Annotated in this window: 16 protein-coding genes; 11 read left to right on the forward strand and 5 right to left on the reverse strand. The window is 36.8% G+C overall.

Features of this window, described 5'->3' with window-relative positions; translation table 11 throughout:
- The first annotated feature begins 63 nt into the window (after positions 1 to 63).
- Positions 64 to 723, forward strand: coding sequence for a type 1 glutamine amidotransferase (locus JOE23_RS02535; protein WP_204435713.1), 660 nt, complete (start codon positions 64 to 66; stop codon positions 721 to 723).
- On the opposite strand, the gene JOE23_RS02540 is transcribed toward JOE23_RS02535, so the two are convergent.
- Positions 689 to 1,093, reverse strand: a complete 405-nt coding sequence (locus JOE23_RS02540; RefSeq protein WP_204435714.1) for an SLAP domain-containing protein — start codon at positions 1,091 to 1,093, stop codon at positions 689 to 691. The two genes, JOE23_RS02535 and JOE23_RS02540, sit on opposite strands and share 35 nt — an antisense overlap.
- 322 nt (positions 1,094 to 1,415) lie before the next feature.
- Here JOE23_RS02540 and JOE23_RS02545 point away from each other — a divergent pair, with 322 nt between their 5' ends.
- The 4 genes from JOE23_RS02545 to JOE23_RS02560 all read left to right on the forward strand — a co-directional run bounded on the left by JOE23_RS02545 (position 1,416) and on the right by JOE23_RS02560 (position 5,456).
- Positions 1,416 to 2,453, forward strand: a complete 1,038-nt coding sequence (locus JOE23_RS02545) for a M42 family metallopeptidase (RefSeq protein ID WP_204435715.1) — start codon at positions 1,416 to 1,418, stop codon at positions 2,451 to 2,453.
- Positions 2,454 to 3,374: 921 nt separating this feature from the next.
- Entirely contained in the window at positions 3,375 to 3,965 is a 591-nt protein-coding gene (locus JOE23_RS02550) for a hypothetical protein (protein ID WP_204435716.1), read from the forward strand.
- 76 nt (positions 3,966 to 4,041) lie between these two features.
- The gene (locus tag JOE23_RS02555) at positions 4,042 to 4,374 is read left to right on the forward strand and encodes a PadR family transcriptional regulator (protein WP_204435717.1); all 333 of its coding nucleotides are present in this window, start codon (positions 4,042 to 4,044) and stop codon (positions 4,372 to 4,374) included.
- Between the two features lie 113 nt (positions 4,375 to 4,487).
- Positions 4,488 to 5,456 (forward strand): permease prefix domain 1-containing protein, encoded by a 969-nt coding sequence (locus tag JOE23_RS02560; RefSeq protein ID WP_204435718.1) that lies wholly within the window; start codon positions 4,488 to 4,490, stop codon positions 5,454 to 5,456.
- Positions 5,457 to 5,778: 322 nt separating this feature from the next.
- Here the strand turns inward: JOE23_RS02560 and JOE23_RS02565 are convergent, their stop codons facing one another.
- A complete protein-coding gene (locus tag JOE23_RS02565) occupies positions 5,779 to 6,426 on the reverse strand; it encodes a glycoside hydrolase family 25 domain-containing protein (protein WP_204435719.1) in 648 nt (215 codons plus the stop codon).
- A gap of 392 nt (positions 6,427 to 6,818) precedes the next feature.
- Here JOE23_RS02565 and JOE23_RS02570 point away from each other — a divergent pair, with 392 nt between their 5' ends.
- The 4 genes from JOE23_RS02570 to JOE23_RS02585 all read left to right on the forward strand — a co-directional run bounded on the left by JOE23_RS02570 (position 6,819) and on the right by JOE23_RS02585 (position 11,219).
- Complete coding sequence (locus JOE23_RS02570) at positions 6,819 to 8,543, forward strand: methyl-accepting chemotaxis protein (RefSeq protein ID WP_204435720.1); 1,725 nt, start codon at positions 6,819 to 6,821, stop codon at positions 8,541 to 8,543.
- 684 nt (positions 8,544 to 9,227) lie between these two features.
- Entirely contained in the window at positions 9,228 to 9,668 is a 441-nt protein-coding gene (locus JOE23_RS02575; RefSeq protein WP_204435721.1) for an NUDIX domain-containing protein, read from the forward strand.
- Positions 9,669 to 9,791: 123 nt separating this feature from the next.
- A complete protein-coding gene (locus tag JOE23_RS02580) occupies positions 9,792 to 10,385 on the forward strand; it encodes a flavin reductase family protein (RefSeq protein ID WP_204435722.1) in 594 nt (197 codons plus the stop codon).
- A 132-nt stretch (positions 10,386 to 10,517) separates the two neighbouring features.
- Entirely contained in the window at positions 10,518 to 11,219 is a 702-nt protein-coding gene (locus JOE23_RS02585) for a YkgJ family cysteine cluster protein (RefSeq protein ID WP_204435723.1), read from the forward strand.
- Between the two features lie 56 nt (positions 11,220 to 11,275).
- On the opposite strand, the gene JOE23_RS02590 is transcribed toward JOE23_RS02585, so the two are convergent.
- From JOE23_RS02590 to JOE23_RS02600, 3 genes are all read right to left on the reverse strand, one after another.
- Positions 11,276 to 12,607, reverse strand: coding sequence for a TrkH family potassium uptake protein (locus JOE23_RS02590; RefSeq protein ID WP_204435724.1), 1,332 nt, complete (start codon positions 12,605 to 12,607; stop codon positions 11,276 to 11,278).
- Positions 12,608 to 13,270 (reverse strand): potassium channel family protein, encoded by a 663-nt coding sequence (locus tag JOE23_RS02595; RefSeq protein WP_204435725.1) that lies wholly within the window; start codon positions 13,268 to 13,270, stop codon positions 12,608 to 12,610.
- A 263-nt stretch (positions 13,271 to 13,533) separates the two neighbouring features.
- Complete coding sequence (locus JOE23_RS02600) at positions 13,534 to 14,169, reverse strand: Crp/Fnr family transcriptional regulator (RefSeq protein WP_204435726.1); 636 nt, start codon at positions 14,167 to 14,169, stop codon at positions 13,534 to 13,536.
- A 130-nt stretch (positions 14,170 to 14,299) separates the two neighbouring features.
- Here JOE23_RS02600 and JOE23_RS17805 point away from each other — a divergent pair, with 130 nt between their 5' ends.
- Positions 14,300 to 14,971 (forward strand): cupin domain-containing protein, encoded by a 672-nt coding sequence (locus tag JOE23_RS17805; RefSeq protein WP_239585206.1) that lies wholly within the window; start codon positions 14,300 to 14,302, stop codon positions 14,969 to 14,971.
- A 1-nt stretch (position 14,972) separates the two neighbouring features.
- Entirely contained in the window at positions 14,973 to 15,725 is a 753-nt protein-coding gene (locus JOE23_RS02610) for a methyltransferase domain-containing protein (protein WP_204435727.1), read from the forward strand.
- The last annotated feature ends 352 nt before the right edge of the window (positions 15,726 to 16,077 follow it).

Below are 16,077 nucleotides of genomic sequence, written 5' to 3' on the forward strand. Positions count from 1 at the left end.
TTATCTAACATATCGGCTTGATCCTATCATACAATGTGCTAAGCTATTTTTAGAGGTGATCAAATGAGAATCGATATATTACAGCATGTAGACTTCGAAGGGCCTGCTGTGATCAAAGATTGGGTTGATCAGAATCATCATCATATGGTTATCCATCGATTGGATCAAGGGGTCTCCCTTCCACATTTATCAGAGCTTAACTTTTTAATCGTTTTAGGAGGGCCTATGTCTGCCAATGATCAAGGGCCAGCTTGGCTTGAACACGAACGTTTACTAATCAAGCAAGTCATAGAAAAAGGGGTTCCTGTATTAGGTATTTGCCTTGGTGCTCAACAGATCGCCAAAGCATTGGGAGCTACTATCTTTAAAGGCAAAGATCGTGAAGCGGGTTGGTTTCCGGTGACGAGCACGGATCTAAGAGAAGAGATGATCGTGTTTCACTGGCATCAGGATCAATTTGAGTTACCTAAAGGAGCTGAGCTATTGTATAGCAGTGCTGTTTGTCCTAATCAAGGTTTTCGCTACCACCGTCATGTATTAGCTTTGCAATTTCACTTTGAGTCAAATGCGACAAGCATTAAGGCACTAGTAGATAAAGATTCAGCTTTTCTTGATGGCTCACCGTACACGCAATCAGCTGAACAAATTTTACAAAGGCCAATCCCAACTACTAACAAAGCGCGTTTATTTATATGGCTTGATCAATTAAGTAAATACGCTTAGCTTCCTTTATACAATGGTTAGGAAAAATAAATGACCAAACGGTTGTTTTGAAAGGTTGGAGATCAAAATTATGAATGGTACCTGTAGCCTTGATCGGTTCCATATTTGATTCATGATACAAAATCTCAACATTCTTAAAGCAAATTATTTGTGATGCGTTGTTTGTCACAAAAGCAGTAACTAATAACTCGTTTTTATGATTTATTGCACGAAATAAAGGCAGAAATGTAATGTTTAAGTCGCTTGTCATTGTAGCTGTTGAACGGAGTCGGTTATTTTGATAGTGTAAAAAAAGGGCATTTAGTTCTTGGTAATCAGCGCTACTAAGGGCTGTTTTCCACGTAGAGTGGATATCAAGTGATTGGTTCAAGAATAGCACTCCTTCCATCGTTTGTTTTTTTGACTATATGATAGATTTGGTGTCTATCACAGATAACCGTCCGTAAAACCCTCTTCAAAATAGAGCGTAGAGCAAATCAATTGAGGTGGGTAATAACGGACGCTAATGCCTGATTCACTTAACGAACCTGCAATCAGTGGTTGGGTAAGATCGTAGACTAAAACCGCTACGTCCTGTACGACCTACATCCTGTAGCCCCCTCGTCCGCTGATTTAAGATTCGTTTTATTATAGCATAGTCTTGTGACGATGGCTGTTTCACGCTAAAATTAATATAAGAAAAGAGGAGACATATGACAAATCGAAAAGTGGAACTTATTAAGCAATTGGTTCGTATACCAAGTCCGTCTGGCCATACAACAAAAGTGATTGAATTTGTAGAGCAATTCTTTGATTCATTAGGTGTACAGACAAAACGCAATCGAAAAGGCGGCTTAATCGCTACTATACGTGGTAAAGATGATACGCAACATCGTATGCTCACTGCTCACGTTGACACATTAGGAGCGATGGTTAAAGAGATTAAGGCAAATGGCCGGTTGAAAATGGATTTAATCGGTGGTTTTCGTTATAATGCGATTGAAGGTGAGTATTGCCAAATTGAAACAACAACGGGACAAGCATTTACGGGAACAATTTTAATGCATCAAACATCCGTGCATGTCTATAAAGATGCGGGTTCAGCTGAACGGAATCAAGCGAATATGGAAATTAGAATTGATGAAAAAGTTGAGAATGCTGAAGATGTTCGTGCTTTAGGTATTGAAGTCGGGGACTTTATTTCATTTGATCCACGTGTGGAGGAACTTGATAATGGCTTTTTAAAATCAAGACATTTAGATGATAAGGCGAGTGTTGGGATACTTATGGAAGTGATTCGACGTATTAAAGAGGAAGACGTGAGCTTGCCTTATACGACACATTTCCTTATTTCTAATAATGAAGAGATTGGTTATGGTGGGAACTCAAATATAACTGATGAAACGGTTGAGTATGTTGCTGTAGATATGGGCGCTATGGGAGACGGGCAATCAACGGATGAATACACGGTTTCCATATGTGTTAAAGATGCGAGTGGTCCGTACCATTATGGTTTGCGAAAGCATTTGGTTGAACTGGCACAAACGAATCAAATTGGCTATCAACTTGATATATACCCATACTATGGATCTGACGCGTCGGCAGCAATTCGGTCAGGGCACGATATTATTCATGGCTTAATTGGCCCAGGTATTGATGCTTCACATGCTTATGAACGTACACACCTTGATTCTTTAGAAGAAACAGAAAAGCTCATTTACCACTATTTATTGTCAGAGCTAATTGAATAAACTAGTTAGTAAAAAACTCAGTACGTTATTGTACTGAGTTTTTTAAGTCTTAAGATTTAGGTTTATAAACCTATGCGAAATTATTAAATATTAGATTAAAGTTAAGTGGAATTCTTAAGAATAAACCTCAAACTAAGGCATAAATGATAAAATGCTATTAAATATGTCATTAAGGGAATTTTTATCAAAGGTATTTTCAAACATTGTAAAAAAGGGTATAGGCAAAAAGGATTGTGAAGAAAGTTCGGAGGGATGCTATAGAATCAATCAATTTCTTTTAACTATATATACTGGCAGATGAACGAATGGAAAAAATTATAACTAGAACGGATATACAGCATGTCGATAATAAAAGAAATAAGAGATTTCGAATAATTATGTGAGCATGATTAAAAGTATACCCGTTTTTATATGTATGGAACTTAAAAGGTTTTAGAATACCAAATGATGTGTAGATTGGTTAAGTCAAACAGTTGAGACGACGTACCTTATCAAATGAGATAGCATGACATAATAATTGCGTTCCCTTTTGAGTTAGTCTATTTAGTCCGCCTAATGGTAGTGTCGTTATTTAACCAATGAAAAGTGAACGATAAATAAATTAAGCAGCAATGATTAGTTTGCCAGTAAAGCTCTTTACAACACAAATGCATGAAGTTAAGTTATTTACCTTTATGATGAGGATTTGACCATGACATATGAATTAGCTAATAAAAAAGATGAGATAAATAACAAGATGACTGAGCTGCTGAAATAATAAAGGTTTCGCTAACCTGATTATTTAAGTAGTTTTTTTTGTACCTTACGTCAAGATAAAATTTCAGCCAAGTAGCCAATCGACGTAGGCGAAATTTTTAGGACTAAGTATAAAAACGGTTATGTTTATCTATGCTTTAATTAAGTAAAGATGAGGTGTATTTAATGAGAAAGAGAACATTCAAATATTTGGATGACTATTTTATGGCTTCACATTTAACTTTGTCAAAAGATTTCGAAGTAGTTTCATTTTTCGCATTAACGCCAGATCAATCTTTAAGTTCAGTCGATCGTTTTTTAGGCGTTAAAATAGAAGATATTATTCGCTTTCGCAGCGCAACGGCAACATTGCGTTATTTAATTGAATATCCAACCACAAAGCCACAACCTTATATTGTTCCAACACCAATGAAAAAGGAAGATAACAGATTGTACTTTTACAAATTATCTCTACCACTTTCTGTACAGAAGGCGGTTGGAATGGGGCTTGGTGTTATACGTATGCTAACCGGCAAGTATAGAGGAGAGTATTTGCTATATTCGATATCTGAAGTCTATAGCCACACATCAGGTGACATCATGCATTTAACAAAAGATATTCTTAGATTAAAAGTTTACATACAGCTTATCTTAGGAAAAAAAAGAATAGATGCAAGTTTAAAAAAGCAATGGATGGAAGATAAAGGGGCAATTCTTGATCTCCTATTTACTGATCATGATTATATTATTAATCAATTAGAAAGAATTTTTTCCTAAAATTACTTTACCTGTCGTAGTAATTATGTGTATAATAAAATTACTACGACAGATGGAGTAAAAGAGGGGTGATCGATTGTTATCAAGTGATACGATGCGTGGCTATAATGATACAATTATCCTTTCTTTATTATTAGAGTGGCCATCATACGGTTATGAAATTGCTAAAAGGATTAAAGAACGATCAAATAATAAATACGTTATGAAGGAAACGACACTCTATTCTGCGTTTACACGATTAGAAAAACAGGACTATATCCGATCGTTTCAGCAAGATAAAACAATGGGAAGACGACGAACTTACTATGAAATAACAGCAAAGGGACGTGAGTATTTCGATCAAAAACATCAGGAATGGCTCTTGACTCAAGAGGTTGTTAATCAATTTATCACAGATAATCGTTCGTAAACCACCGATTGATTGAATATTCGTTTTATCTCGTATTAACAAGAGCAAGTCATTATGGAAGTCAAAAAGAATGTTAGGACATTTTTATTATAACTAAGAAAGGAGCATCTTTTATGGAGACCATTATTTCTTATTTAGACAATATGTTTTCAAGATTACCGAAAACACCAGAATTGGAACAGGTGAGACAGGATTTGTTAGTCAATATGCAAGATAAATACGAAGCCCTTATGAGAGAAGGAAGCACAGAGAATGAAGCCATTGGTATTGTTATCGCTGAATTTGGAAATATTGATGAAATTATTGAGGAATTAGGTTATCAACAAAGTCAATCTCAGGATGCGCTACCGCCTTTTACAGATCAAGAGATTGAACAATTTATCATTGAAAACCGTAAAGCTGGCAAAAAAATTGGTTTAGGCGTATCAATGATTATTTTAGGTGTGGCTTTATTGATTTTTATGAATTTATATGTAGGCGGACAAATGATCCTAGGCTTACCTACGGAGTTAACAGATATATTGGGGCTTATCCCACTGTTTATTCTTTTAACCGTAGCGATTGGATTATTTATTTACACAGGTAGTCGGCTTGACCAATATAAAAAGTTTGAGCATGGTTTCGAGTTAACATCAGCTCAACGTCATCGTTTAGAGATGGGTCAACAATCATTTGCTAAAGTGTATACGACAGCGATTATTATTGGTGTAGGGTTATGTGTGCTTGCAATCCCTACCTTAATTGTCTTTTCTATATTATTAGGAGGATCATATTCTCAGCTGGGCACGGTTTTTTTACTAATGATAGTTACTATAGCTGTCTATATTTTTATTGTTTATGGTAAGCAGAAAGAAGCCTATGATAAGCTTCTTAAAACAGACGCATTTGCCAAAAGACAAGAAAGTGATGAGCATGACCGTATTGTAGGTGCTGTCGCAGCTCTCGTTTGGCCATTAGCGATCGTTATTTTTTTAATAAGTGGGCTTGTGTATCATCAGTGGCATATTAATTGGATTATATTCCCCGTAACCGGGTTGCTATTTGGTGGATTTAGCGGGATGTATCACGCCCTCAAACGATAAAAATAGTGTTGCGCTTTAAAGGATAGCATGATATAGTATGAGAGCGATGAGCTAATTTGCGTAAGCCGCACACGTCAAACGTTGAATGTGGCAACGGTGTTGCGCCGCAAACTTCATATCACTTATCCAGGATTAAGTGATAAAACCAGTCTCCAACGGGAGGCTGGTTTTTTAGTTGTATCGTCTACTGGTAACAAAGCAATGAAAAGCGACGAAGACAAATTTTAACGGTGACAAACATCATAAAAGCTAACACCATCGTAAAACGAGCTAATATGAGTTTTCTATTTGTTAATAATGAAGTAAGAGCAATAAACTGAAACTACCATAACATATTATAAAATCGTTGCTCAATGAGATTGGTGTCAATTGGGCAAGCTTCAGCATCGCGACCATATTGCCAGCCCCACACGTTTGAACGGCAATTGGGTTCACTTGGTTGAAAAGGTGGGGCATCGCGTCGTCCGGTCACACCATATTCAGGTTCAGCACTCCATAGTACGATTTGTTCAGCTACACGCTCATTAAGTTCAACAGCCTCACAATAAGCACGATTAAATTGTCCCTGATCAGGATCATGATACAAGCCAGGTTTGTAATCACTAATATACATGGCTTCAACAAAACCAGAGATAAATGCTGCATCAATATTGAAGAAATTCTCAATATTAGCAATTAGTATTTTCCCCTTCGGGATTCCTAATCGTCGTGCGTGAAAGATAGCATTTTGGGCGACAATGCGCCCTTCCCGTTCTCCAACCGCTTCTAAAAAATCATTATAAATCGGCATGATTTTTGTATTGCTATTGTGCAATAATTGAACTTCTTCGTCCGATATCCCTTCCGAAGCGCCTTCAACACGTGTTAAATAACGTCCCCAATACTCAGGCTTACCAAACTGTGTTAATACGCAATCGTATAAATCTTTTGTTACTTCGTTGGCAGAATCTACACCCCAAATATATGGCATATATAAAACCCTCTCTTAGATAAATTGGTCTGCTATACTATATGCCTAATCGTCAATCGTGTTCTAAGCTATAGGAAGTGTCATTTCTAATTTCAACACTTAACACCTGATGATGGATCAAGTTCCTAATTTAAAACCCCCTACATTTCATAATTTAAATGGATAAGTCTTAGCACCATTTAATAAGCTCTTCTTTTATTAATCAAAATCATGTTAAAGAAGTTAACATTAGAAAATATATCTATTGAAAAAATTGGCGAGTCTGTTATAATTTTAACATTAATGTCAGATGGAAATCCTAATTATATTGACTTATTATTTTGGTAAAAACATTAATTTAGGATATTTGTCTACCGTAGAAATAACCACAGACAGAAGAAGGGATGTAAAACATGAAGCTCGCATTTAGCAAGACAATGACACTCACAATTAGAAAGAAAATGAGTATCATATTTGGAATTATTATTTTATTAATTGCAGGTTCAGGTACCATTGCTTTATTAGGATTAGGTAGAGTAAATAATCAACTCAATGAAATGTATGAAAGTCATGTATTAGGGATTGAGATGGTTAAAGAAGCAGAAGTACAATTACTTTCTATTGAACGTGCTCGTAACGACATGTTAATGACCAATCATCAAAGTGAGCGAGAGATTCATGCTGACGAGATGATCGAACATCAAGCAGCATTTACAGAGGCTATTGATCAGGTTGAAGAGATGCTTTCATCAACAGCGGAATCAGAGCGAATTGGCAATATTCGTTCATTAATCACAGAACTAGAAGAAAGTGAAGCCATGATTATTGATTTAGCACTAAATGATAGTGTCAATCAAGCTTATGCATTTCGTAATCGCAGTACATCAATGATCGAACGGATTGAAGAAGAAGTCCAACAGATTGTTGATCTCAAAACTGAACGTGCTGCTGAAGCGGATGACCAATCAGCCGTTATCTTTATGACGACACAAATTGTTTCAATTGTCGCCTTGGTTTTAGCGATAGTCATTGTTATCGTTGGCTTAACCTATATTGACCGTTCGATGACGAAGCCGATTAACAAGCTTAATAAGATGGCAAAGGAACTTGCTAATGGAAACTTTAACCTTGATCCTGTTCAGATAAAGACAAAAGATGAATTAGGTTCATTGGCAAAAGCTTTTGATGATATGATGGGTAATATTAGGGAATTGTTGACAACCATACATAGGAGTGCAGAAGAAGTAGCAAGTTCTTCTGAGCAATTAACCGCTATTTCACAACAGTCAGCATCAATCGCTGGAGAAGTTGCCAACACAATGGAATCATTAGCTGATGGGGCAAGTTCACAAGCTTCAGATACCGAACAAGCGACCCAACATGTTGCAGAGATCGGACAGTTATTGGAAGAGAATAGTCAAGCTATTACCACGGTTGTTGAGTCTTCTAAAGCGATTGATGATCGAAAAGCAAAAGGTTTCAGTATTTTAGAGCAACTCGTTAATCAGACGAAAGAAAATACAGCTGAAACTGATTATGTTTATCAGAATATTTTAGCAAATAATCAAAGTGCTAATAAAATTGAAGAAGCAAGTGAAATGATACAAAATATTGCTGACCAAACCGGTTTGCTTGCTTTGAATGCCGCGATTGAAGCTGCACGTGCCGGTGAACAAGGGAAAGGTTTTGCCGTTGTAGCTGATGAAATCCGTAAACTTTCGGACCAATCTAATCAATTTACACAAGATATCTTAATGATTATTACTGAGTTGAAGGGGAATTCAAATCAAGCCGTTAATAAAATGGAAAGCATGAAAGAAATGATGGATCAACAAGCGGTTTATGTTAGTGATACTTCCAATATTTTCGATCAGATTGCCGAAGCGATTAATCAAACAGAGCAGGCAGTGGATAAGCTAAACCGTATTTCTGCTTCATTAAATACAAATAAAGAATCGACACTAACCGTTGTTGAGAACTTAGCAGCCATCGCCGAGGAAAATGCTGCTTCAACTGAAGAAGCGGCTTCTGCTATTGAAGAACAAGAGGCTAGCGCCAAAGAAATTTCGTCGTCTAGTGAAAACTTATCAAGCATCTCAAACCAATTGAATGACTTGATTCAAAAGTTTAATTTATAATAAACTTAATAAAGCTGTCGGGATTTATCACAAATAACCGTCCGTAAACCGCCACGACAAAATAGAGAGCAGGTTAGGCGGGAGGTAATGGACACTAATGTCCTGATTCACTCAACGACCAATCAGTGGGTGGGTAAGATCGTTGACTAAAACCGCAACATCTTTAAGAAGGATGACAGACTAAGATCGCCATGTCCTGTGGCATCGTCTGCATGACCTACGTCCTGTAGCCCTCCGCCCGCTGATTAAAGTTTCGTTTTATTCTCGGTAGTTTTTAAAGATATGCCAAGCATGGGGGATATAAGCCTTGCGCTCACCAATCAAGTGTTTGATGCGAATGGATTCAATTTGAATAGGAGAACTGTCATTTTAACTAGTTGGCATTCAATTAAAAATCTATTCGTTGATTAATGAAGGAATTTAGTAGATGGTGTAGAATATAATTATTGTCAAGAGAATGTGAGTTTTTAACGGCATTTAGTAGTAAAATTCAATGATGAACTGGAAAATTGTAGCTAGGGTTCCGCTTTTCTTAGGTCTGTGACCGAGGGCTACATCTTTTACAATGTAACGTAAAAGGCACCTATTGACATAAAAGGTCCGAGGGGAAAGGTTCAACGTATTTGTTGTGCGTTGATTTTCTTTCTATTCGGACTTTTTCATTTTAAAAGGAGGTTTAATTTTATGGATAGAATTGATGAATTAAAACCTGGTATTGCTGTTATTATTTTGAATGAGGAAAACCAAGTTTTATTACAGAAAAGAGCTGATGTAGGGCTATGGGGTATTCCATCGGGGCATGTAGAAATAGGAGAAACGGTTTCAGAAGCCGCGATTAGAGAAATAAAAGAGGAAACCAATTTAGATATAAGAATTAACAAGTTAATTGGCGTTTATTCTGATCCGGATTCGCAAACGTTTGTCTATCCAAATGGTAAAACCATACACTTTATAACCACTTGTTTTCTTGCTGAAATTATAGGAGGAGAATTAAAATGTAATTCAAATGAATCACTTGAAATTAAGTTTTTTGGACAAGAAGTATTACCTGATCATTTGATGAAAATGCACCCTAGATGGTTAAAAGATGCTCTTGCACAAAGAGAAAAAGCATTCATACGTTAAAATTAATCCCAAAATGTGGGTGTTAGCAAAGTAACTAAGGTACACTATGGCAATCATTCGCAAGCGCTTCTGGCAGAAAGTAGATAAAACTATGCTATCATTAGGGTGGAAAGGAATGATAAGATGAAAGCAATTGATCCAAAAACCTTAACAGCAAAAGATAATTATAAATTTCTAATCGGTAGTGTTATTCCAAGACCGATCGCTTTTGTTACGTCTCTGGGAAAAGATGATACTTTAAATGGTGCCCCTTACAGCTTTTTTAACGTGGTATCATCAGAACCACCTATGATATCAATAGCTGCCCAACAAAAAGATGGACAAAGAAAACATACCGCTCAAAATATACTTGAACGGAACGAATTTGTCGTCCACATTGTAGATCAACAAACGGTGGAACAAGTTAATCAAACGGCTGCGACCCTCGATGCAAAAACGAGCGAAGTGACTTTTGCGGACTTGACCGCAGTGAATAGCGATTACATTGAGACACCGGGGATTGATGAAGCGAAAATAAGAATGGAATGTCGACTGTATAAGCATATTGAATTACCGACGACGGATTTAATTTTAGGTGAAATCATCTGTTACCATATTGATGAAGCATTATACGCTAATGGGCGCATCGATGAAACAAAATTACAAGCTGTCAGTCGCTTAGCTGGAGATAAATATGCTAATATAGGAGAGGTGTTTTCGATTAATCGACCCAAATAAAAGGTTTATCATAGATAATTGTCCATATAACGCCAGCTGATAGAAGGTTCCTTTTATCAAGTTAAAAGTGGTAAGGGGGGATTTGCGATTATTTATCCAAGCTTAGAAGAGATACAAGAACGGTGCGAACATATGGCGAAACATTATCAAATTGATGATGCTTTGTTTTATCAAATTGTTGAACATTGGCATGACAGTAATCTTTCTAATGAAGAAAAACTATCAAGGTCATTTCAAGGTTTGCTTGATCAAGTCAGTATCGAAATGGATAAGATAGATGAAGTGATCGGGTTAAAACCCACCTGTCAGATGGGCTGTGCATTTTGTTGTTATTTCCCGATTATTGTTACAGAATTAGAAGCTAAATTGATCAAGCAAGCCCTTAGTCAGTTACCAAAAGCGCGCTATCAGCAAATATATCAACACTTGCTTACCTATCAATCTGTTTATGCTGAAAAATTAAAGAAAGCTCGAGCGCTTGATTTTTATGAGGGTATAGACTTTAAAAAGCAATATCGGGAACTTGATTTACCTTGCCCGTTGTTGAATTTAGAGACAAATGCATGTATGGCTTATCAAGTAAGGCCGATTCCATGTCGAACATATGTTAATTATATGGATCCTGAGATTTGTAAGTCAAATCGCATGCCAGAGGAGACGGTAAGCTTTGAATTTTTATATCAGCCATACTTCGAAGCGCTTAATGACTTTTTACAATGGTTATATCAAGAGGGGAATACAGGAAATGTTGAGTATCCGGATGACATTTATCATGAAGATTATTTAATCAATTGGCTTAAACCAGAATATTTAGATCAATTAAATGAAAAGTAGAAATCTCTAATTTTAAAAACCACGAGCAAGCGCAACTTGTTCGTGGTTTTATGTGATTATCCTGTAAATATTTCTCCTTTAGGATAAGATATACGTGGTTTTGATGATCGTGCTAATGCAAAGGCAATTGTAAGCGGACCAACCCTTCCAATAAACATTAACAACATAATGATGGGTTTACCGATACTAGATAATTGATCAGTAATCCCTACCGATAACCCAACAGTACCAAAGGCAGAAAACGCCTCAAATACAATCGCAAATGTTGGTAAATTCTCAGTGATAGATAAAGTAAAGATAGCCCCGAATATAAAGAATAAACTAATGATAATAATCGATAGTGAACGGTGTACAATATCAAGTGGAATTCGACAACGAAATAAATGAACTTCATTTCTACCACGTAAATAAGAAAAAACAGCAAAAATAATAATGATAAAAGTGGTCAATTTGACACCACTACCTGTTGAGGCACTCCCTGCCCCAATAAACATTAACAATACAGTTAAGAGGAGAGAGCCTTCATTCATTGCACTATAGTCCAAACTGTTAAAACCTGCAGTTCTCGGTGTGACCGCTTGGAAAAAACTACCCCATAGTTGTTCGCCAAATGACAAATGTCCAAGTGTAGCAGGGTTTTGATACTCTAATAAAAAGAATAATAGCATAGCGACGATATTAACCATCAATGTACCGACTACCATGACTTTCGTGTGTAATGAATAGCGTCTAAATTTTTTACGTCTCATTAATTCAAAGATGACAGTAAACCCCAAACCACCAGTAATAAATAACCCGGTAATGACAATGTTAACAATAGGGTCACCTACATAGCCTGATAAACTGTCTGACCATAAACTAAATCCAGCATTATTAAATGAAGAAACAGCGTGAAATAAGCTAGTAAATAGACCATAACCAAGCCCGTATTCCGGTACCCACCTTAGTGCCAATAAAAAAGTAGCTATCAATTCTAGTATTATAGCAAAAAAGAACAGGGTACGAATTAAGCGAACAACGCCACCCATTGAATTCTGATTTAATGATTCTTGAATTAATAAACGTTCCTTTAAGCCAATCTTTTTACCTAGTAATAAGACGCTCATTACAGCAAATGTCATTAACCCTAGCCCGCCTAATTGGATTAAAAAAATTAAGATGATTTGTCCAAATAAGGTAAAAGCTGTCCCGGTATCAACGACGATCAAGCCTGTCACGGTAACAGCTGAAGTAGCTGTGAAAGCTGCATCTAGCCATGAGATCGGTTCTATGGTGCTCCAAGGTAATTTAAGTAATATAGTACCGATTGATATAATGATAAAGAAACCGATAGCTAAAATTTGTGGTGGAGAGAGTTCGCGTTCTCGTAATTTTATTAAGAAATTCATTTACATTTCCACCTTTTTAAAACGTGCAATATCCTTATTACTACCTATTATAATTAAGATATTCCCTTCACTTAATCGATAATCAGGAGACGGATTAATGTCGATTTGCCCGGCATATTTAATCCCGAGTAAACTAATGCCATAGGTCCCCCGTAAATCTATGGTTGTAATTGACTTTCCGACCATTTTATCAGGAGCTTTCATTTCGACAATACTATATTCATCAGAAAGCTCAATATAATCAAGCAGATGCCCATTAATAACTTGTTGAGCAAATCGCTTTGCAATGTCTTTTTCTGGATGAATAATTAAATCGGCTCCGATTTTATCTAATATTTTTGTGTGATAATCATTGATTGACTTGACCCAAACATTTTTAATATTTAAATCTTTTAAGATTAATGTGGTTAAGATACTCGCCTGGATATCTTCCCCGATAGCTACAATAACATAGTCAAAATTTGTTAAGCCAAGTGATTTTAAAATTCCTTCATCCGTTGCGTCGGCTACTACGGCGTGGGTAGCAATGGTACTGAAGTCATTAACAAGTCGCTCTTTTCGATCAATGACTAATACATCATGCCCTAGCTCTATTAAGGATTTACTTACTCCTGAACCGAATTGACCTAATCCGATTACAGCCAATTGCTTTTGTGTTGCCAAGCGATGACCCCCTTTATCACAGATAACTGTCCGTAAACCACCCACCTCAAAATAGAGAGCAGTGTTCAATCTATTTAGGTGGACGAGATCGGACGTTAATGTCTTGATCCACTCAACGACCAATCATTGGAAAAGGACGCCCCTCTGATTGAAGTTTCGTTTTATCCGATACTATTTCTTTGTGGAACGACTACAAGTTAAGATACCTTTCTTTGTGATGAAAGTCAATAAAAAATCCGGCTGAATTCAATATTTCTATGGATTCAGTCGGATAGCGTAAAGCTGTTAAGGTGGTAGTCTAGTAAGCCATCACGTTTCATCGCTGTTAATTCCCGGGATAGAGCGCTTCGATCAACATGTAAATAATGGGCAAGCTCATGCCTTGAATAAGGAATCGTTATCGTTTTCCCTGCTTCAGCCCCTTCTTTTTCTAAAAATGAAAGAATTCGCTCGCGTAAGCGTCTATTTCCTAATAAGTCAACACGTTCAAACAACCTTTGGTGCTGTTCAAGTACGTATTTTAATAATTGCTGATAAATATATGTCCGTAATCCACATCCTTCTGGGAAAATCGCTTGCTCAAATACAAGAAGTTTGGTATCGGATTTTACTTGAATAATATGGTCATCACTCAATCCAAGCTGTTCGTTCCAAATTAAATCACCTGGTGCTAATGTTGAAACAATAAATAAGTCGCCCTCAGCACTGGTCTTTTCGATAAAGAGTTGACCGGTAAGCAGTAGCGCTATTTTATCTTTAAATAGCGATAATTGTAGCTGTTTTTTCCCTTTCACATCCATAGTATTGAGATCAAGACAGTGAATCGCTTTTGTTAATTCTTCATCTGTTAATGATTGAAAGAAAGGGAGTTTTTTCAACTGTAGTGGTGTTGCTTTCATATCTTCACCTCTTTGTTGCCTATGCAACCGTAATTATTTACTGACTGTGATAAAGTAAAATACATGAGTGAGAATCATTATCATTAAGTATAGTAAAATCTTTCATAAATAACAAGAGGGAGGGAAGACATTGAGGGATTTACCAAAAAGTAGCGTATTTAAATGGGAAGAGGTCGCGATAACATTAGCTGATTCCATAACAAGTACAGCGATAGCAGAGACCGATTGCTATGATATTACAGCGTTTGGCTTAGGAGAGTCAGAATCAGTTAGTACAGAAATCGTTCATGGTGAAAAGCTCATTTATTGTGTGAAAGGGGAGCTTCACATCATTTTCAACGATCACCAAACGACGTTAAAAGCCGAGCGTTTGATCATCTTAGATGATCAAACGTATCATTCAATTTTAGCACAAGAACCGTCGATTTTCCAACAATATTATATCTACAATATAGAGGAGTGTAAGCAGATGATTAATAAAATTCCACACAATCAAACGATCGTTTTAGCCGAGCAAATTGAGTATGTTCCAAATAAGAAAGTGAGTAAAGCGCTCGTCCAACGCAAAGATTTGACGTTAACATTATTTGCGATAGACGGAGGACAACAGATAGCGAGACATACATCAAATGGCGATGCACTTGTACAAATATTAGAAGGCGAAGCGTTAATCACCATTGATCAAACAGCATATAACGTCAAGGCGGGTGAGAGTATTGTATTGCCAGCTGAAATTCCACATGCCTTAGAGGCGATTACTGCTTATAAAATGTTATTAACTGTTGTAAAGGAAGGTGAATAAAGTGACGGAAGCGGGTCATTCTTTTTTAGCACGATTAGGTAAAACCCGTTTGCGCCCTGGTGGTAAACAGGCGACCCATTGGTTGTTTGATCACGTCGATATTAACCCAGATAAAGATATATTAGAAGTTGCTTGTAATCAGTGTACCAATGCCATTGAATTAGTTAAGAAAACGGGTTGTTCGATGATCGCTGTAGATCTTGATCCAAATGTTGTCGAGATAGCGAAACAACGTGTGCGTGATGCCGGTTTAACGAAATCGATCCAGGTTGAACGGGGCAATGCGCTTAACCTTTCTTATCCTGCCCAATCCTTTGATATCATTATTAATGAAGCGATGCTCACCATGCTCGGGGATAAGCAAAAGCAAAAAGCCTTATCAGAGTATTATCGCGTATTGAAGCCGGGTGGCATCTTGCTTACCCATGATGTTCATTTAGTAGATGGTACATCGAACGAAATCATTAAAAATTTACAACAGGCGATACACGTACCGGCAAACCCATATGATAAATTGGGGTGGACGGAATTGTTTGAAACAGCTGGATTTAACGAACTGGATACCTTAACTGGACCGATGTCACTGTTAAGTCCAATCGGTATGATTAGAGATGAAGGGATATTCAGAACATTAAAAATCACCCGAAATGCTTTTAAAAAAGATAACTATCGCTATTTTAAAAAGATGTATCGTTTTTTTAGGGAAAATAAAGCTAGCTTAGGTTTTATCGCTGTCGTTGCTTATAAAAAATAATACAGACAGTAAAAAAAGTTTAACACGACGAGAACTTGAAATTTTTTGATCATCTGTTAAAGTTAAAATCGTTTTAATAAGTTACTCAACTTTCTAGTGAGAAATTCGCATGAAAGCTAGTTGCGATCGCACGCAGAATGGAGAAATCGCTGAAGTATCCCCAGTCTAAGTGGAGATAAGCAAGGGGTGAGACTTCTGCGGGAATAGGATGAGCTGAAGATCCACTTGAGGCGTGATCTTTGTGACTCAAGTTAGCTGAAGCCATCCCCGCGAAAAGCGAATCCATTGCTTTTCGGAACGAAATAACTTCTAAACGTATACAGCACATCTATGCAGAAGTAATGTCAACAAG

The sequence above is a fragment of the Amphibacillus cookii genome, assembly GCF_016908375.1.
Taxonomy (GTDB): domain Bacteria; phylum Bacillota; class Bacilli; order Bacillales; family Amphibacillaceae; genus Amphibacillus_C; species Amphibacillus_C cookii.